Annotated in this window: 19 protein-coding genes; 14 read left to right on the top strand and 5 right to left on the bottom strand. The window is 61.7% G+C overall.

What is annotated here, in order from left to right:
- Positions 1-5 precede the first annotated feature (5 nt).
- From F0184_RS06690 to F0184_RS06660, 8 genes are all read left to right on the top strand, one after another.
- Positions 6-1,424: a c-type cytochrome gene (locus tag F0184_RS06690; RefSeq protein WP_150495388.1), complete on the top strand. Its 1,419-nt coding sequence runs from the start codon at positions 6-8 to the stop codon at positions 1,422-1,424.
- Positions 1,425-1,429: 5 nt separating this feature from the next.
- A complete protein-coding gene (locus F0184_RS21015; RefSeq protein ID WP_280176932.1) occupies positions 1,430-1,564 on the top strand; it encodes a hypothetical protein in 135 nt (44 codons plus the stop codon).
- A gap of 115 nt (positions 1,565-1,679) precedes the next feature.
- The gene (locus tag F0184_RS06685; protein WP_150495387.1) at positions 1,680-1,868 is read left to right on the top strand and encodes a DUF6494 family protein; all 189 of its coding nucleotides are present in this window, start codon (positions 1,680-1,682) and stop codon (positions 1,866-1,868) included.
- Positions 1,869-1,882: 14 nt separating this feature from the next.
- Complete coding sequence (locus F0184_RS06680) at positions 1,883-2,683, top strand: biotin/lipoate--protein ligase family protein (RefSeq protein ID WP_150495386.1); 801 nt, start codon at positions 1,883-1,885, stop codon at positions 2,681-2,683.
- Between the two features lies 1 nt (position 2,684).
- Positions 2,685-3,182: a DUF6505 family protein gene (locus F0184_RS06675; protein WP_150495385.1), complete on the top strand. Its 498-nt coding sequence runs from the start codon at positions 2,685-2,687 to the stop codon at positions 3,180-3,182.
- The gene (locus F0184_RS06670) at positions 3,179-4,192 is read left to right on the top strand and encodes a DUF6352 family protein (protein ID WP_150495384.1); all 1,014 of its coding nucleotides are present in this window, start codon (positions 3,179-3,181) and stop codon (positions 4,190-4,192) included. The genes F0184_RS06675 and F0184_RS06670 overlap by 4 nt, the downstream gene beginning before the upstream one ends.
- 60 nt (positions 4,193-4,252) lie before the next feature.
- Positions 4,253-5,140 (top strand): DMT family transporter, encoded by an 888-nt coding sequence (locus tag F0184_RS06665; protein ID WP_150495383.1) that lies wholly within the window; start codon positions 4,253-4,255, stop codon positions 5,138-5,140.
- Between the two features lie 128 nt (positions 5,141-5,268).
- Complete coding sequence (locus tag F0184_RS06660; RefSeq protein WP_244299011.1) at positions 5,269-6,447, top strand: multidrug effflux MFS transporter; 1,179 nt, start codon at positions 5,269-5,271, stop codon at positions 6,445-6,447.
- A 151-nt stretch (positions 6,448-6,598) separates the two neighbouring features.
- Here F0184_RS06660 and F0184_RS06655 read toward each other — a convergent pair whose 3' ends face one another.
- On the bottom strand, positions 6,599-8,647 hold the full coding sequence (locus tag F0184_RS06655) for a 4Fe-4S binding protein (protein ID WP_150495381.1): 2,049 nt from the start codon (positions 8,645-8,647) through the stop codon (positions 6,599-6,601).
- A 190-nt stretch (positions 8,648-8,837) separates the two neighbouring features.
- Between F0184_RS06655 and F0184_RS06650 the strand changes: the two genes are divergently transcribed.
- Both F0184_RS06650 and F0184_RS06645 read left to right on the top strand, forming a co-directional pair.
- Positions 8,838-9,374, top strand: coding sequence for a DUF3305 domain-containing protein (locus tag F0184_RS06650; protein ID WP_172972012.1), 537 nt, complete (start codon positions 8,838-8,840; stop codon positions 9,372-9,374).
- Complete coding sequence (locus F0184_RS06645; protein ID WP_150495379.1) at positions 9,371-10,078, top strand: DUF3306 domain-containing protein; 708 nt, start codon at positions 9,371-9,373, stop codon at positions 10,076-10,078. The genes F0184_RS06650 and F0184_RS06645 overlap by 4 nt, the downstream gene beginning before the upstream one ends.
- A 41-nt stretch (positions 10,079-10,119) precedes the next feature.
- Here F0184_RS06645 and F0184_RS06640 read toward each other — a convergent pair whose 3' ends face one another.
- Together F0184_RS06640 and moaA are read right to left on the bottom strand one after the other, a co-directional pair.
- A complete protein-coding gene (locus F0184_RS06640) occupies positions 10,120-10,446 on the bottom strand; it encodes a hypothetical protein (RefSeq protein ID WP_150495378.1) in 327 nt (108 codons plus the stop codon).
- Between the two features lie 9 nt (positions 10,447-10,455).
- Positions 10,456-11,469, bottom strand: coding sequence for a GTP 3',8-cyclase MoaA (gene moaA / locus F0184_RS06635; RefSeq protein ID WP_208998366.1), 1,014 nt, complete (start codon positions 11,467-11,469; stop codon positions 10,456-10,458).
- A 239-nt stretch (positions 11,470-11,708) separates the two neighbouring features.
- Between moaA and F0184_RS06630 the strand changes: the two genes are divergently transcribed.
- Both F0184_RS06630 and F0184_RS06625 read left to right on the top strand, forming a co-directional pair.
- Positions 11,709-13,127 (top strand): cryptochrome/photolyase family protein, encoded by a 1,419-nt coding sequence (locus tag F0184_RS06630; RefSeq protein WP_150495376.1) that lies wholly within the window; start codon positions 11,709-11,711, stop codon positions 13,125-13,127.
- A gap of 159 nt (positions 13,128-13,286) precedes the next feature.
- Complete coding sequence (locus tag F0184_RS06625; protein ID WP_150495375.1) at positions 13,287-13,655, top strand: gamma-butyrobetaine hydroxylase family protein; 369 nt, start codon at positions 13,287-13,289, stop codon at positions 13,653-13,655.
- Positions 13,656-13,853: 198 nt separating this feature from the next.
- Here F0184_RS06625 and F0184_RS06620 read toward each other — a convergent pair whose 3' ends face one another.
- Positions 13,854-14,444, bottom strand: a complete 591-nt coding sequence (locus F0184_RS06620; protein WP_150495506.1) for a L,D-transpeptidase — start codon at positions 14,442-14,444, stop codon at positions 13,854-13,856.
- Positions 14,445-14,671: 227 nt separating this feature from the next.
- Positions 14,672-15,535, bottom strand: coding sequence for a DMT family transporter (locus F0184_RS06615; protein ID WP_150495374.1), 864 nt, complete (start codon positions 15,533-15,535; stop codon positions 14,672-14,674).
- Positions 15,536-15,788: 253 nt separating this feature from the next.
- Here F0184_RS06615 and F0184_RS06610 point away from each other — a divergent pair, with 253 nt between their 5' ends.
- Positions 15,789-16,295: a hypothetical protein gene (locus tag F0184_RS06610; protein ID WP_150495373.1), complete on the top strand. Its 507-nt coding sequence runs from the start codon at positions 15,789-15,791 to the stop codon at positions 16,293-16,295.
- Positions 16,285-18,297, top strand: a complete 2,013-nt coding sequence (locus F0184_RS06605) for a putative bifunctional diguanylate cyclase/phosphodiesterase (RefSeq protein ID WP_150495372.1) — start codon at positions 16,285-16,287, stop codon at positions 18,295-18,297. The genes F0184_RS06610 and F0184_RS06605 overlap by 11 nt, the downstream gene beginning before the upstream one ends.
- The last annotated feature ends 138 nt before the right edge of the window (positions 18,298-18,435 follow it).

The raw sequence follows: 18,435 nt of genomic DNA, 5'->3' as shown, positions 1-18,435 counted from the left end.
CTGACATGGCTTTGACGCCACGCTTGTTTGACTGGCTCGGGGACGGTCTGGGGTTTGGCGCAAGGCGGCTGCTGTTGGCCGCGGCGATCCTGCTGCCGCCGCAGATCGCGGCTGCACAGGCATGGCCCGAAACCCTTCAGGGCCACGGCGGTCCGGTCAAGTCGGTGGCCGTCGATGCTTCCGGCGACCGCCTTTTATCGACGTCCTTCGATTACGCCGCCCTTGTTTGGGACAAGGCCGCCGGCGAGGGCGCGCTTGCCGACCCCTTGCGGCTGGTTGGCCATGACGCGGCGGTCAATCACGGCGCCTTCCTGTCCGGCAACCGCGCCGTCACCGTTGGCGACGACAGCGCGCTGATCCTCTGGGACCTCACCTCGGGTACGATCCTGCATCGCGCCGACGGGGCGGGCGAGAAAGTGCTCGGACTTGCCGTGTCCGCGGACGAGCGCTACGTGGCGGTGGCATCCTGGGCGAACGAAGCCCGGCTTTACCAACTCGAGCCGGATCGCCTGATCCTTCGTCATCGTTTGACCCAGCACCGCAACAATGTGAATGCCGTTGCCTTTTCGGCCGACGGCGGGATCCTTTACACCGCATCCTATGATGGCGGGATCCGCGCGTTCGATACGCAAAGCGGCTCCTTCCTTCGTGAGATCGCCAACCTCGGCTGGGGCGTGAACGTGATCGAGGTCTTGCCGGGTGGCGGCCGGCTTCTGTTTGGCGTCACCGATGGCAAGCTGGGGGTTCTTGACACGGAAAGCGGCCAGGAGGTGAAAATTCTGCCCCCGCATTCGCGTCCCGTCCTGTCCCTTGCCTTGTCGGCGGACGGCCAACGGGCGGCCAGTGGCGGTGGCGATGGTCTGATCCGGGTTTTTGCAACGGATGGTTTCGAACTTCTGGAAGAGTTCGAGAACCCATATGGCCCTGTCTGGGGCCTGGCCTTCACCGCGCAGGCGGACAGCTTGTTCTATGTTGGCCTGGATGACGAAGTCCATGTCTGGCAAGTGGCGCCGCGAAAGCCGTTCGAACCGGTCTTGGGAACGTTTCCCCGGCGCTTTCAGGTCGCCGAAACGGACGATCCGGGCGCGCTGCAATTTGCTCGCAAATGCTCGGTCTGCCATACTTTGACGCCGGATGACGCGAACCGCGCCGGGCCGACCCTTTATGGCGTTTTTGGCCGCAAGGCGGGAACCGTGCCGGGCTATCCGTATTCCAATGCGCTGAAGGATCTGGACCTGGTGTGGACGGCGCAGACCATATCCGATCTGTTCGATCTGGGTCCTGATGTCGTGACGCCCGGTTCCAAGATGCCCATCCAGCGGCTTAAATCGGTCGAGGATCGTGACGCTCTGGTCGCCTATCTTGAAAAGGCGACCGACCCGGACGCTCATGGCGGACCGCGGAACAACACTAAGGGAGACTGATATCAATGAACGCATTTCTTGCGGGAATAGTGGCGTGTGCCGCGATCACGATCGGCGCCTGGTATGTGATGACGCACCAGCTCGATTATTCGGCTTCGCAGGTCTATTCGAGCGCGAACGGGACCGTACGTCTCGATTGACTGCAGATAATCGCGTTTTTTCAATGTGTTGATGGCATTATTTGAATCAACATCCTTCGCACTTGAATCAATGTCTTAACCAACCAGGATAAAACTGACAGGAGCCGGCTAGGCCATGACCAACGACACATTCAACATGTCCATGCGCAAATTCTTGAAGCAGGTTGGCGTGACCTCGCAACAAGCACTTGAAGAACATGTGCGGAAAGAAGGCCTTGGCGGCGGAACCTTGAAAGTAAAGGCAACCCTGACCATCGAGGGATCCGACTTCACTCATGAGGTGAAGGGCGATATCGAACTGTGACAATCCAAGGGCGCATGACCGAGCCGCTTCCGGATCTGAAACTGGATTTGCCGCCGCTCCTGACAGGGCGGCCCGTAGTTCCCCCCGATACGGTTCAAACGGCTGCGCGCCGGGCCTTGGACGGGGGCGGGGCGGAAGCCGGCCATCTGTTCTGGTCCTGCGATCCGGACCAGGTCGGCTTGGCGCTGGTTCTGGAACCTGAGGTTGGCCCCGACCGCGCACAGGAAATGCTCTTTGCGTTGATGGTGTCCTGCGGCGATGCCATCGGGTCCGTCGGCCCGCCCGAACTGGCGTTTACGTGGACGTGGCCGGACAGGTTCCGTGCGAACGGGGCTTCTGTCGGCCGGGCTTTTTTGGAGATCAGCCCGGACTTGGACGGGGACGGAGCGCCACTGTGGCTGATAGCCGGGCTTGATCTGCGTTTGCGGCCCTATCCGGAGATCGATCCGGGCGATTTTCCAGACCGGACGAGTTTGTGGGACGAGGGCGCCGCGGATCTCGGCGCGCCGCAGGTGATCGAGGCCTGGTCCCGCCACATGTTGAGCTGGATCAATCGCTGGGAAGGGGACGGCTTTAAGCCGGTTCACGATGCCTGGTTGTTCCGGTGTAACGGCTTTCAAAAGGATGTGCGCTTGGCCGGAATGCCCAATCAGGACGGCGAGCAAGGCCGGATGCTCGGGCTGGATGAAACCGGAAACTGTCTGCTTGCGCCGGCACAGGCCCAGCGCGCTCCGGCAACCCGCGTTGTGCTGGTGAGGGATGCTCTCGCATGTGGCGCGAACGTGGTGCCCATTGACGATGTGAAGGGCGATTGACGTGGCGCGCTTCCTAAGAGCCATCCGGTTCGATGTGTCCGACACGCATGTCTTCGAGCGGGCAGCCTCGCCGGATTCGCTGGCTATTCCCGGCAGTTTTCTGTTCATGCCCCGGCCCGGGTTCGATCCGGCACAAGTGAGCGGGAAGGCCCGACAGGCTTTTGTCAGTGGTTTTCTCGGTCTGGAGAATTTCGGCTTTTCAACCCTGGTCAGTGTCGGAGAGGTCCGGCCTGAGGAGATCGACGCTGCGCGCGCCGGGTTGACCCGGTTCCTGATCGAGGACTTCGGTGCTCCAAGTGAGGAGGCCGCCGACCAGCTGTCGCGGGAGGAGGTCGCGTTCGCCGCTGGCCTGGCCAGCGATGCGCCCTTGAACATGCTGCTTGCCATCCGCCGGCAAATCGGTGAGGACGGGCAGGTCAACGAACAGTTTCACATTGTCAATCCGCCGGCGGAAAAACCGCATGCCCTTGTCTGGGATGTGGTGGAGGACCCTGAATGAGAGAGTTTTGGAAGTCGGCCGGTTATCATCTGGTCGACCGCACAAAGTCCGGCTGGCTGGCCGTGACGCCGGATCTTCTGCGCGCCTATTACACCCGTCCGGAGATCCATCCGGTGGACGAATCCTGCTCGGCCGAGCACGCCTTGTTCGAAAAGCTGATGGCTGACCCCTTTGCCAGCGTCGCCGTGACCGAGATCGGCGCGATTGCCGACAAGGATACGATTGACAACTACAACGTGGTGCTCGCCTTCCGGGACCATCTGGTCAAGCACGGAACCATCGAGGCGGCCTATGCCGCGCTGTTCCAGAACAGCGGCCTTCTCGTGCCGCCGGTGTTTCTCGATCAGCTTGTTCATCTGATTTTGCGGAATATCCTCCGCAGGACCCAGGATCCGGTCCGGTTGAAAGCGGCCGAACTGTTCTTCCGAGAGCAGGTGGTCACGCTCGAGAATGGTACGGTGATGGTGGCCGATGCCGAAATCGTCGCGATGATGTCGGAAACCGGCGGGTTCGGCGGGCTGGGTGCGTTGCTCATGGAAGCCGGAACGCCAATGCGCGAAGTCGCCCTGGACGTTCTGGGCGAAGACAACGCCGACATTTATTGGGAGCGATCGGACCGGTTCGACACGGCCCTCGATTTCCGCTTCACCCAACCGGGGCCGGACGCTTTCGCCCGTGTTCTGGAAGCCTGGATCCAGCATTTCTTTCAAACCGATGTCCGGGTCCAGCCGGTTCAAAAGATCCGGGACGACCAGTGGTCGTGGCATGTGGGGCTGGATGCGGATTCGACAGTGATCTTGAATGCGCTCTATGAGGGCAAGGCGTTGACCGAGGCGGAGAACTTGCAGATCATTTCGCTTTTCCGGCTCGACTTCGAGAACCGGTCCAGTGTTCAGCCGGCCCAGCGCGGCAAACCGGTCTGGCTCGCCCTATCCATGACAAAGGACCGGAAGATCCGCATGAAGCCGCAGAACCTGCTTGTCAATCTGCCGCTTGCCAGCCGAAGCTGATGTCCTTGCTTCAAGGCCGCCCGTTCGGGCAGGCCGGTTTTAACGACGACGGGAGAGGTCATGGACTTTCGGGAAAATGGCCGGGCCATCGGCGCGATGATGCTCGCCATGGCCGGGTTCATTCTCAACGATACGATGGTGAAGCTGACATCCGACAGTCTCCCTCTTGGACAGATCATTTTCGTGCGTGGTTTGATCAGCGGCGCCTTGCTGGCGATCGCTTGTGCCGCGACCGGGGTCTTGCGCGCCGTGCCGCGGGTGATTCATCCCTCCGTCTGCTTGCGCACGATTGGCGAAGTGACCGCGACGCTCCTCTATTTGACGGCGCTCTTTCAGCTGCCGCTCGCCAATGCGACCGCGATCCTGCAGTCGCTGCCGCTGGTCGTGACGGCAGGCGCCGCGCTTTTCTTCCGCGATGCGGTCGGCTGGCGCCGCTGGACGGCGATCCTCGTCGGGTTTGCCGGTGTTGTTCTGATCGTCCGGCCGGGGCTTGCCGGGTTCAACAGTTTTTCCTTGTTCGCGCTGGCCGGGGTCTTGTTCATGGCGCTGAGGGATCTGGCGACCCGGCGGATCCCCACGGCGATCCCCACGCTCGCGGTTGCACTGGCGACAACGGCCGCCGTCACGCTCATGGGCGGCACCATGACCCTGGTCAAGGGCTGGGTCCCTATGACCGCGGGCTCGTGGCTGTATCTTACCGTTGCAGCCGGCTTCATCATGGTGGGATACGTCTTCATCATTGCGGCCATGCGCGCCGGGGACATTTCGGTCGTCGCTCCGTTCCGCTATTCGATCGTGCTTTGGGCGATCGTCCTCGGTTTCCTGGTATGGGGGGATATTCCGGACGCCATGACAATTGCCGGAACGCTTGTCGTGGTCCTGACGGGCATATACACCTTCTTTCGAGAACGGCGTTTGCGTCATGCAGGGCCGGTTCGAGATTCGTGAATTAAAATTGGTTTCGTGAAATATCTCGCGCCATGATCAGCCGAAGGCTTGTGGCGGGGTATTCGGTCCCGAAAGTCAAAGCATATATGCCACGCAGTTCGCCGGATGCTTCAAGCGCACCGCGACAGGTGCCATCCTTGGCCATTCTGATCGCCATTTCGACCATCAGCCCCGTCGCCATGAACATCTACATGCCATCCATGTCCGGCATGGTTGAGACGTTCGATACGACGTCGGGCCGTGTCCAGCTCACGATGTCACTCTATTTCCTGTCCATCGGCATTGCCCAGCTGGTGCTCGGACCGCTGTCGGACCGGCTCGGCCGCCGCCCGGTCATCCTGGGTGGGATGGTCATGTTCGTCGCGGGCACCATCTTGTGCCTGATGGCGCCAACCGTCGAGGCCCTGATCGCCGCGCGCGTGTTGCAGGCGGCCGGCGGAGCCACCGGCCTCGTGCTGGGCCGGGCCATCGTGCGGGATCTCTATGGGCGGGACCAGGCTGCCAGCATGATCGGCTACGTCACCATGGGCATGAGTGTGGGGCCCATGGTCGCGCCCGCGATCGGCGGCCTTCTGGATGAGCAATTCGGCTGGAGCGGTGGCTTCTATCTGGTCCTTGTTCTCGGGGTCGTTGTCACCTTTGCGGCGGTCTTTGCGCTGCCCGAAACCCACCATAATCGCACCGCCGGGGGCGGCGTCTCCGGGATCGTGACGTCCTACAAGGCCATCGGCGCGGAGCGGTTGTTCTGGGGTTATGCCCTGGTGTCGATGTTCACGTCCGCGATCTACTTCGCGATCCTGGGAGGAACACCCTTCATCGCCGCGGGCGTGCTCGATATGACGCCTCCCGAGATCGGCTTCTATTTCTTCTTCATTGCCATCGGCTACATGGCCGGAAACTTTTTGTCCGGCAGGTTCGCCGCCCGCATCGGCATCTACCGGATGATTCTGATCGGATCGGTGTTTCCGGCATTGGGTGTGGGGGCCTTGGTCCTGTTTCTGGCTACTGGCCTGCTGACGCCTTTGACCTTCTTTGGCCCCATGGTGTTGATCGGGCTGGGCAACGGGCTGTGCCTGCCAAGCACGATTTCCGGAGCCGTCAGTGTGCGTCCGGATCTGGCCGGGGCCGCGTCGGGGCTGTCGGGTAGCCTCCAGATCGGTTTCGGGGCGGTGGCCAGCGCGGCCGTCGCCTGGGCCTTGTCCGACACGATGTATCCCGACACGGTCTGGCCGATGGCCGCCGTCATGGTGGCCTGCGTGATCGCGACAACCGTGTTTGTCGTTGCGGTCCGCCTCTGGGAAAAGTGATCCGTCCGGCCTCCGGTCAAGGCCCGATGCCCATGGCGGAATGCGAGTCGGATCCCGCCCGCCACCACGTGGGAGTTGGGAGCATACGCTCAAGTGATCCCGAGAACGCGAGAACGGCACGAGCGGCATTTCCGATCAAACGCCCGATGCTTTAGTTTTTCAAGAAGTCGTCCATGCTCAGCCCGCGCTTTTCGGCGTCCAGATAGTCCTCGGTGGTCCGGGGTTTGGGGCGTCCGCCAACGTTGCCAAGGTCGGGATTGGCATCCCATTGCGCCTGGATCCGGCAATCATCGCACATCTCGATCATTTGGATCTGCAGATCGGATCGGAACATGTGATGTTTGCCGGCCAGCTTTTCCTTGATCCGCGAAACCGTCGCCTTGGTTCCGAACGGCTTGCCGCAGGATATGCAGGCCGCTGGTTCATCTTCCTTCAAGATGGACGGGCGCATGGCATCGGGCAAGGTGTTGAAACGCGGTTCCAGAGTGATCACCCGTTCCGGACAGGTGGTCTGACACAGGCCGCATTGGACACAGGCGCTTTCGATGAAGCTGACCTGCGGCCGGTCCGGATTGTCCAGAAGCGCGCCGGCGGGACAGGCGGACACGCAGGACAGGCACAAGGTGCAGCCCGCGCTGTCGATATGTATCCGGCCATAGGGCGCCGTGCCGGGTAGTGGCACCACCGCAGGCGCCGCCGGACTTGCCTTGTGGACCGCGCCGATGACCATGCGCGCCACGTCGCGTTTGCCGCCCACCGGCAGGATCCTTGCCGGGCCACTCAGGCCGAGCGGCGAAAGCGGGGACATGAACACGGCGGCCAGGTCATCGGGGTCGGTCGCGGCCAGAAGTGTGATCCGGTTGCTGCCCATATGACCCATACCGGAAAGGAGCGCTTCCGTGAGCGCGATTTCCGTTTCCAGGGGCACCAGTTCGTGGCGTTTTTCGGGCGGAGACAGCAGGACGATCCGCGCCGCGCCCGCCATGAAGGCTGTCATGAGCCCATCATGCCCGATCGCCGTGACCGCATGCACGGGCAGGGGAAGCACATTGGCCGGCAAGCCGTCGCCGAATCGTGCCATCGCATTGATCACATTGGAGCCATGGTTGGCCTCGTGGAGCAGCAGAACGGGCTGTGCCCCGCCCGCGTCGCGATAGGCGCCCAGAAGGATCTGGATCCGCTCCAGAAGATCGTTGCGCGCCGGATGCTGATAGGTGATCGCCCCGGTGGGGCAGGTCGCGGAACAACTGCCGCAGCCGCCGCAGATCCCCGTGTCCACGGCGATCTTGCCGTCCAGCGACGTCAGGGCACCGGCCGGGCAAGCATCCAGGCATTTCGAGCAGCCGGTTTTTCCGGCATGGGTGTGCGCGCAGATATCGGGGTTGTAGTTGACGTAGATCGGCTTTTCGAAAGTGCCGACCATTTGCGAGGCGGCGCGCATGAGCCTTTCAACCGCGGCGCGATCCGCCGGGTCCGCCCGAAAGTATCCGTCGCGCTTTTGCGGCGCGGTGACCGCTGCCTCCCCGCCCGAGAGATCCACCACCAGGCTGCAACTCGCCTTGGCGCCATCGCGCGGCAGCTGGAATTCGGGACTTTGCCGGGATGAGGGAAGCATTTCCGCGTAGCCGTCTAGCGTCACGTCAAACCGGCCGAGCGATCCCCCGACACGTTTCAGCCGGCCCGAATAGACCGGGAACGGCAGAATGGCCGGGAGCACGACATCTTCCCAGTCACATAGGACGAGCGTTACCGAAAGGGTGTCTTCCAGAGAGAAGGCCGCGTCGAGGGCGGTCTGGCCTTTGCCGTACACCAGGCACAGGCCATCCGATTCAACTTCCCTGACAGGGGTTGGCGTTTGATCCGCCCTGGCCTGAGCATCGGCCAGCAGGGCAAGGATCTTGGCGCCCGCGCTGCCGCCGGCCGCGCCCCATCCGGCTGTCTCGCGGATATTGACGAAGGAAAGTTCAGCCGGGGCGTCCATGTCGTCGGCGACTTCGGTAAACAGCGGCGCTTCCTGGGTGCAGGCCACCAGAAGTCTCCCGCCCTCGCGCACGGCGGCCTCATAGCGGTCCATTTCACCCCGGCATAATTCGGTGCACACGGGGGCGGCAAGATCGGGTCCAAGCGCGTCGCCGACCCCCGACAGATCCATGGTTTTAAAACAATTGCAGATGAGGACGCGGCCTTGGCTGGCGGACATGAAGCGGGCTCCGGCGATCGCAGGTCTTGTTTTGAATTTTTCTAACTCTAGCGCAGCGCGGCCACGGCGCAAGCAAAGGCTTCTGCGGCGCAAGCTGGAATGCGCTGTTTCATTCGGATCCTGTGGCCGCTTTTCCAACCTGACGTTTCGCCATAAACTCGAAACCGAACAAACATGGGTGGAAGCGTCAGTGAAATCGGAAATCCTCATGCCGGTCGGGATCTTGATCGAACGCCGGAAAAGCACGCACCCCTGGGCGGACTACACATGGAAGGGGCTGGGTGTCGTGCCAAATGCGCTCCCAACGGGCGGCTGGCAGATCGCCGTTCAAGGAGATATGGCCACGCAGTTCCTCTATGCGTCCGTCAATCTGGTCTTGCATCGGCGGATGGGGGAGGCCTATGACGCCAATGTGGAGACCGGGTCTCCGGCGCTCTGGATCATGCTGGACGACGCTGATACACAGCCGGTGCCGTATCGCGTGCATGGTGTAACCGCCGATCCCTATGAAGCGCAGGGCCGGCTTGATTCGGCCGAAGGTCTTGTGGAGCGTGTTGACATGCCGCCTGAAATCCTGGCCTGGGCTGTCGACTATATCAAGCAAATGCCGGACCCTGGGGCCTTCTTGAAACGCAAGCGTGTGCCGGAAAAGCTGGAGGAGCAGAAATTCGGCAAGATGCCGATCTTCTCGCCAGAGGGCCGGCGCGTTGAGGGAGAAGACACGTGAGCCGGGTGGATGACGCAGCGCAAGGGGGATTTCTCGCCAGATGGTCGCGCAGGAAGCGGGAAAGCCAGGCGCCGGAAAAGCTGGAAGGCGAGCCGCCCCTTGAGGATCAGGCCAGTGCCGGCCTGACGCAAAGTCCCGGCGACGGCCCCCCTTCGGACAGGGCGGGCGAGGATCCGGAACAGGCCGCCAACCGCGCGGCTGCCGAAGCAATCGATCTGGAGACCCTGACCGCCGAATCCGATTTTACAGTCTTCATGAAGAAGGGCGTACCCGAAGCGCTGAAAAACCGTGCCTTGCGCAAGCTGTGGCGCAGTGATCCCGTATTCGCGGTTCTGGACGGATTGAACGATTACGACACCGACTTCCGCACGGCGGACCATCTTGTGTCCAGCTATCGCTCAGCCTGGGAAGTTGGCAAAGGCTATGCCGCAAAGGCCGAGGAAATGGCGGCGGAAGCTGCTGACGAGGCCCGGGCGCGGCAGGTTGAGGACGGTCAAGCGGCGAACCCGGCCTTGGAGACATCCCCGTCCGAGCCCGGTGGCGTTGATACTCCCGGCCCGATGAAGGCGGCGGAAGACAAGGACAAAGCCGAGTCCCCGCAAGAAACAGCGGCCGCGGTTGGGTCCGCGCCGGAATGGCAGGAGGAAGCTGCGCCGGCGAAAGTCCCGATCCGGCGGCGGATGGCGGTTCGGTTCGAGGACTGACCGGCGGCGGGACCTCAAGATCTGTCTTGAACTGGCGGACCTTATTGAGCGGGCGGGAATTGCGCCTCGCAGAAGGAGACCGCGCGCGCCTTGAAGGATTGATGCTGCGCGGGCGTGATCACACCTTCGTCCCGCATCTTGTCGACATCGCCCACCCGCTGGGCAAGACAGGCGTCGAGCTCCGGGTTTCCGGTGCCGGTTTGCTCGGCGCCCGACCCCGATAGCCCCGCCCAGACGGTGCGCAGGCCCGGGACATCATGTCGACCGATCCAGAGCATCAGGGCCAGTGCCGCCAGAGCAATGGCAAGGGCGAGGATCCGGCTGTTTCTGTCGGATTTGACGGGTTCGGAAGAGGGCGGCGGCGCCACGTCGACGCCTCAGCCGCCAGTGACGCTCATGTGCCGCGATACGGCCGGCTGTTTCGTCCGCCGGTCAATCACGAAGTCATGGCCCTTCGGCTTGCGGCCAATGGCTTCGTCGATGGCCTCGTTCAACAGTTCGTTTCCTTCCGAGGCGCGCAAGGGAGCCCTCAGATCGGCCATGTCGTCCTGACCCAGGCACATGTAGAGTTGCCCGGTGCAGGTCACCCGGACCCGGTTGCAGCTTTCGCAGAAATTATGCGTCATCGGCGTGATGAAGCCCAGGCGTCCGCCGGTCTCCCTCACCTCGACATAGCGGGCGGGACCCCCGGTCTTGTAGGGAATGTCTTCCAGGGTGAAGGCCTCGGCGAGGCGCGCCCGGACCAGGGAAAGCGGAAGGTACTGGTCTGTCCGGTCCTCGTTGATCTCTCCAAGGGGCATGGTTTCAATGATGGTCAGGTCGTGTCCGTGGGAATGGGCCCACTCCATCATCGGCACGATCTCATGTTCGTTGACGCCCTTCAGCGCAACCATGTTGATCTTGATTTTCAACCCCGCTTCCGTTGCGGCCCGCACGCCATCCATGACCTTGCCAAGTTCCCCCCAGCGGGTAACGGCCTTGAATTTCTGCGGGTCGAGCGTATCGATCGACACGTTGATCCGCCGCACGCCGGCCTCATAGAGCTCTTCCGCATACCGGGCAAGCTGGGATCCGTTGGTCGTGAGCGTCAATTCTTGCAGCAGACCGCTGTCTAGATGGCGCCCGAGGCTGCGGATCAGCGACATGATGTTCTTGCGCACCAGCGGTTCGCCGCCCGTCAATCTCAGCTTGCGGACACCCTTCTCAATGAACGCGGTACACAGCCGGTCGAGCTCTTCGAGTGAAAGAACCTCGCGTTTGGGCAGGAACGTCATGTCCTCCGCCATGCAATAGACGCAGCGGAAGTCGCAGCGGTCGGTGACGGAGACCCGCAGATAGGTCACTGCCCGGCCAAACGGATCGATCATCGCGGGTGGGGTGGCGGACGCCATGGGTGCACTCAGCGGGCTGCCGGATTTGGCGCTCGATGTCATGTCAGTCTCCCTCGGGTTCCGATGCGGGATCGGATCTTGTTTCTTAAAACTGAGAGTAATCAAATCGAACCTGAAGGCAAGAGGGGGACGCGCACTTGACCGGAGCCCGCCTGCTGCCATCTAACGGGGGCCGGGCCTTTCGCGGTCCCGGGCACCGTCCAGTCGCCGCATTCCGTCCTCCTATCAGGGTCTGACCGATGACAACCATTGTCTGGTTCCGCCAGGATCTTCGCCTTGCAGACAATCCGGCTCTGACGGCCGCCGCGTCTGCCGGGACCGTCATTCCCGTGTTCATCTGGGATGAGATGGCGGATCTAACCAACAGCCAGCCGCTTGGCGGAGCAGGCAAGTGGTGGCTGCATCACAGCCTTGCCATGCTCGCGCGCGACCTTGGCGGACTGGTGCTGCGCACCGGCGATCCGAAACAGGAACTGCTCGATCTGGTCGACAAGACAGGCGCCACCGCCGTGCGTTGGAACAGATGCTACGACCCTTATGCGATCAAACGGGATGCGGTGATCAAGACGGCCCTGAAGGACAAGGGGCTGGAGGTTGAGAGCCATCGGGCCGCGTTGATGTTCGAACCCTGGACAATCGAAACCAAATCCGGCGGACCGTACAAGGTGTTCACACCCTTCTGGCGCGCGGTTCGGGAGATCGGCCTGGATCGGCCGTTGCCGTCTCCGGCGAAACTTGTGGTCGATCCGGCGCCCGGCCTTGATCTGGGCGACCTTGCGCTCCTGCCACAGTCTCCGGACTGGGCGGAGGGATGGGATCGGATGTGGACGCCGGGTGAACGGGGAGCGCACAAGCGCCTGGCTGAGTTTGTCGAGACCGGCTTGGCAGGATACGCCGAGAAGCGGAACCGGCCGGATCTGCCCAATGTGTCGCGGCTGTCGCCCTTTCTGCGCTATGGCAACATCTCACCGCGTCAGGCGTGGGTCGCGGCCAGCGATGCCCGGGATCTCATGCCGTTCCTCCAACAGGACGCCGAGACCTTCATGAGCGAGCTCGTTTGGCGCGAATTCTCCTATCATCTTTTGTATCACTTCCCCGATCTTCCGACCGAAAACTGGAAACGGACCTTTGATGCCTATCCCTGGGTGGAGGATGCCGCCGCCTTGCGGGCGTGGCAGACCGGCCGGACCGGATACCCGATCGTCGACGCGGGCATGCGCGAACTCTGGCAAACGGGATACATGCACAACCGGGTCCGGATGATCGTTGGCAGTTTCCTGATCAAGCATTTGCGCCAGCACTGGCGCCATGGCGAGGCCTGGTTCCGCGACACGCTTCTTGATGCCGATCTGGCAAGCAACGCCGCAAGCTGGCAATGGGTTGCCGGCAGTGGAGCCGATGCCGCGCCTTATTTCCGCATCTTCAATCCCTACACACAGGGCCAGAAATTCGATCCGGAAGGCGATTATGTTCGCAAATGGGTTCCTGAACTGAAGGACCTGCCGGCACCTTATCTCCACACGCCGCATATGGCGCCGCAGTCCGCGCTTGAGAAAGCCGGGATCCGGCTCGGCGACACTTACCCGCTGCCCATCGTCGATCATGCGGCGGCCCGCAAGGCCGCCCTGGCGGGTTATGAACAGATCAAGGGGGCATGACACCCGGTATACCGGCGGGCGGGATCAGGCTGCGGCGCGGATGTAAGCCCTTGATTGGGAGATACCCACCGCTTAGAGCTTCGTGCGTTTTGTTCGAAACGTCCAAGGACACTGGGCATTTCAAGAAGAGATCAGCGGAAAACCGGGGAGACAAGACAGATGACCGATACCAGGAAGCCTTGGCCGCGCGAGTTGAAGCTGAAGGCGGACAAGAAAACCCTCGAAGTCACCTTCGACAGCGGGGAGCGCCATGAATACCCGGCGGAGTATCTGCGCGTCTGTTCCCCGTCCGCGGAAGTCCAGGGCCATGGTCCCTCGCAGAAAAAAACCATCCCCGGCAAACGCAACGTGGGCATCATGAAGCTGGACCCGGTCGGAAACTACGCCGTGCGGATCCATTTCGACGACCTTCACAACACGGGTATTTTCTCTTGGGATTACCTCTTGGACCTGGGCCGCAACCCGGACAGCCATTGGGGGGTGTATCTCAAGGAACTGGAGGAAAAAGGCCTGAGCCGGGACGGTTGAACCGGCGCAGGCCTCCGGAAGCACGCGCTCAGATCCGCCGGCGGCGCGTTCACCTATCTACTGCCTGCTTTAACCGGCCCGGCAGCGACCAGGGGCCGGTAAAGAGCAGGGACCGGTAAAGAACGGGGCCGTGAAACGGAGAAAGCCGGTGCGGGGCACCGGCTTGTTCGATTGATAAGCCGCAAAGGCCGGTTGATTCTAGCGCTTGACCACCACGCGGGAGCCGACGCTCACGTTGGAATAAAGATGCTTGATGTCTTCATTCGCGAGCCGGATGCAGCCCGACGACACGGCGCTGCCAATGGTCCAGGGCTCGTTTGTGCCATGGATGCGATACAGCGTTGAGCCGATGTAAAGGGCCCGCGCACCCAGCGGATTGTTCGGCCCGCCTTCCATATGGGCCGGCAGAATACGTCCCTTTGCACGCTCGCGGGCGCGCATTTGTGGCGGCGGTGTCCAGCCCGGCCATTCGGCTTTGCGGGTGATGCGGTGGGTTCCGGCCCACTGGAAGCCCTCGCGGCCGACGCCGACGCCATAGCGCATCGCCTTGCCCCCGGGCTGGATGTGATACAGGCGCCGTTCTTCCGTATCCACCACAATCGTGCCTGGTTCATAAGGCCCGTCATAGCTGACCATCTTGCGGCGGATCGGCGACTTGCCCCCGTGCGAGGGGCCGTAGGACACCCATTGTTTGGTGTTTGGATCGAAGAACTTGCCGCCGGGCACGGCAAGCGCCGACCCCGTGAATCCAATTAACAAGGCGGCCAGTGCCGCGATTACCGTCTTCATCATCGTCCCCCACGGTGACTGTGTCTAAAAAGGCGTGGACATGAGTGTGCATGGCGTCCGTTGCCGTCAGGTTAAGTATTCTGGCGCGAAGATGGCGTTGCGCGCTCTTCACGAGTTTGTGAGCAGGGGCTCTCGCCCATCTGTTGTCACCTTTTGGCAACGGTGCGCCAGTTACCGCAGCATCTAGCCTTGCCCGGCCTTCACGCGCTGTGATTTCCATCACCGTTTCACGGGTAGGCGGGCCGGCGCAGCGCGATCATGTTCGACACGATCAATGTTCCGATGACAATGGTCCCGCCGAGCAGCGGGTAACCGCCCGGGTCCTCCCCCAACACCGCCCAGACCAGAAGCGGTGCCAGGATCGATTCCAGAAGGATCAACAAAGCCGCCTCGGCGGGGAGGATGTAGCGGGGCCCCAGCGCCAGGAGGCAGGCGGACACGCCGATGAAGCCGCCATGAGCCAGATAAAGGGGCCAGTCCATGGCAAAGGTCGCCAGAGGCGCACCGAAGGGCGCAAGGGCGAGCGCGGTGCCCAAAAAGGCAATCGGAAGCGCGGGCACCATGGAGACGGACTTGAGCTGGCGCACCAGTGTCAGGGCGCCGGCGAAGACCACGGAGACATAGAGCGCCCACAGATCGCCTTTCCAGGATGCCGCAGCTTGGGTGTGACTGCCGAGGGCAAGAACGCCAAGTCCGACGAGAACGGCCGCTATCGTGAGCGTCATGCGGCGTGTGATCGGTTCTTTCAGGAAGATCCGGCTGAACAGAACGGCAAAGACCGGCATGGACGCCAGGATAAAAACGACATTTGCGACACTGGTGTTGGACACGGCCAGAACAAAGCCCGGAGCGGTGGATCCCATCAGGCAGATGTAAAGCCATCCCCGCCAGCCGGTCCGGAATACCGCCTTGAACCCGTTGGCGCCCATGAGGAACCACACGCCGGCCAAAATGATGACACCGGAAAACAGCGCCCGCCAGAACGCGGTGACGATCGGATCACCGTCGATCAACCGCACGAAAAGGGAATCGGGAACAACCAGCAGCACACCGGCCGAGGTGAGCAACAGGCCTTTGACATGGTCGGACATCTGACTTGCATCCGACATTTTGGCGAAGTCTTCAAGGCTACCTGCAAGGGCAGCGTTACGCGTTTCCGGAAATGGATCCGCTTTTGCAAGCGGGCCGGTTGCGCGGGCCGGTTGCGCGGGCCGGGCAAATTTGACTTTAAGGAAAGCTAAATGCAATTGCCCGCGTCCGCATTCTTTTCATTCGGGATCGTTAGTACGTGTATTGCCTTATCTGTGCCGACGAGCAACAATAGATCGGCTGGGAGTATTGAAAGTGACCATTTACGGCGCAATCGCGGCAATTTTTGCCGCAGTTCTATGTGGAACTGCCGTCCAGGCGGCTCCGGCTGCCGTGACCCTGGAGCCGGTCCTGCATCAGCCGGCGGAGCTTGTCGTCGAGGCTCCGGATGGGACGGTGACCACCTACACGCCTGAAACCCTCGAGGCACTTCCGACCTTTCGTGTCACAACGAAAACGCCATGGCGGCTGGAGCCGGCCGACTTCGATGGGGTTCTTTTGGCGGACTTGCTGAAAAAACATGGCCTGGACCAGCTTCCGGCGGTCATAGTCACTGCTGAAAACGATTTCATGGTGGAAATGCCGAAGGAAACCTGGGAGGCCGCGCCCTTTCTCATCGCAACCCGGGCAAATGGCGTCCCGCTGACACGGCGCAACCGGGGGCCGATCCTGTTCGTGGTTGATGCCGAGGATTATGAGCGTGAAACGGTCATCAGAGAGCGGCACCTGGTGTGGATGGTGAACCGGATCCATGCGCCTTAACCGCATCCAGAGTGCCCAACGCCGTTTTTTTGCCGACACAAGCACGGTCTTTTACGGCTGCGGTGTCCTGGGTTTGATCGTGGCCGTCGGCCTTGCTCTTTTTGCGATCAAGGAGACACGCAGCCAGGCTCGTATCGAAAAGCTCGCGCGTTATGAGCAATTCGTTCGCGAGGGCTACATGGCCTTGAACGACCTGCAGCGAATGCAGTCTGTGATTGCCCGCCTGCAAATGGAAACCACGATTTCGCCGCAAGATGGCCAAGAGCTGAGCCGGGCGAACGATATGCTTTATGTGAGGGCGGAAAGCCTTGAGCGGCACGCGGTCGGCGAAGTGGAGCAACACTTCTCAAAGGTTACGCACAGTTTGCGCGCAGTCGTCGATCTGGTCGATACGGCGGCACCCGAACGAACCATGTCAGGTCAACAGAACGATGTTTTGACGGCGATCGATGCGGCGCGGGCGGATACGATCCGGCTGATTGATTTCCTGCGGCGCTTCCAGGACAGTATCACCGAGACACACAACAGATCGGCCCAACAAAGAAACGCAGCTTTCCTTGCGTCCTCTCTTGTTTTCGCACTTCTCGGGATCGGTCTGTTGATCATGCTCCGCCGGGAAATCGACGGGCGGAGAAGCCGCGAAAGAGCCGAGCGACGCGCCGAGTTTCTCGCCTATCACGATCCGCTGACCCAGTTGATGAACCGGGCGCGCTTCACCGACGAAGTCAGCGCCCTCATTGCCAAAAAGCCGGCCTCGACCCTTGTGATGATCGATCTCGATCAGTTCAAATGGATCAACGACACGCTTGGGCACGAGGCGGGCGACAAGGTCTTGTGTGTCGTCGCAGACCGGCTCAGGGCCGCATGCGCTCCGCTTGAAGGCTTCGCTGCCCGGCTCGGCGGCGATGAGTTTGCTGTCTGGCTCCCGACCGATGCGCCCGCGACCATCGAAGTGTTCTGCAAGGCGCTTTTGAAAGCGTCGGAAACACCGCTCCGGCATGGGGATACATGGATCCACGCGCGGATCAGCCTGGGCGTGGCCATGGTCCGGTCCTGCGGAGGGCGTGCCCTGCGGACCTTTGACACGGTCATGAAATACGCCGACTTCGCCCTTTACATGAGCAAGGAAAAGGGCCGCGCCACCTACACGGTCTATGATGCGGACCTGGAAGCGCAATACGAGGAACGCTCAGCGCTCTTGTCCGATTTGCACGGCGCCGTGAACACCGGAAGCATCGATTTCCATCTTCAGCCCAAGGTGAACATCCACACCGGCCAGGCCTATGGTTTCGAAGCCCTGGCCCGTTGGTCGCGGAACGGGGTCCTTGTGCCGCCGGATGTGTTCATCCGCCGGGCCGAAGAAGCCGGTTTTGTGAACAAAATCGATTTCATTATCCTCGACAAGGCCGTGCGCGTCATAGCGGCCTGGAACAGGGCCAACGGCACCAGTTTTCAAGTGAGCGTCAACGTGTCTGCCCAGCATTTGGTCGGCACGATCATTGTCGACTATGTGAAGGCGGTTTTGAGGCGGCACGGCTTGCCGCCGCATCTGCTGACCCTGGAGATCACGGAGACCGTGGAGCTCAACAATTGGGAGCGCGTCAGCGACAATCTGAAGATGTTGCGCGCGATGGGCTGCCGCGTGGCGATCGACGATTTCGGTATCGGCTATTCCTCGCTGGCCTATCTGAGGTATGTCGATGCCGATGAGATCAAGATCGACCGTTCTCTGACCCAGCAAATCGATCAGTGCGAACAATCGCGCTTCATCATCGAAAGCGTACTGGAGCTTGCCCACACGTTTCTTGGTTTTGAGGTGGTTGCCGAAGGGATCGAAGCGGAGGCCCAGGCGGCGCGGCTCCGTGAGATGGGCTGCCGTAGGGCGCAAGGCTACTTCTTTGGCCACCCCGGTCCGCCGCATGCCGTCCTGAAGGCAGCGACCGAACAACGGGATCACGGTGACTTCGCCAAAGCCGTCAATTCTGACGGACGGGAATGCTAGAGCGGCGGGCGTTTCATCGGAACCGATCTCACGCCCCAAGCCGATCGCTTCTTGAGTGGCCGCGCATCTTTGGGGGTTTCAAACAAAACGCCCAAGGCGCCACGCCCGGAACTTGATCCAGACGTCCATAGCGTTGCC

The sequence above is a fragment of the Roseibium aquae genome (assembly GCF_008711285.1).
Lineage (GTDB): Bacteria > Pseudomonadota > Alphaproteobacteria > Rhizobiales > Stappiaceae > Roseibium > Roseibium aquae.
The sequence above is the reverse complement of the archived record's forward strand: the minus strand, read 5'-3'. Positions and strand labels throughout refer to the sequence as shown.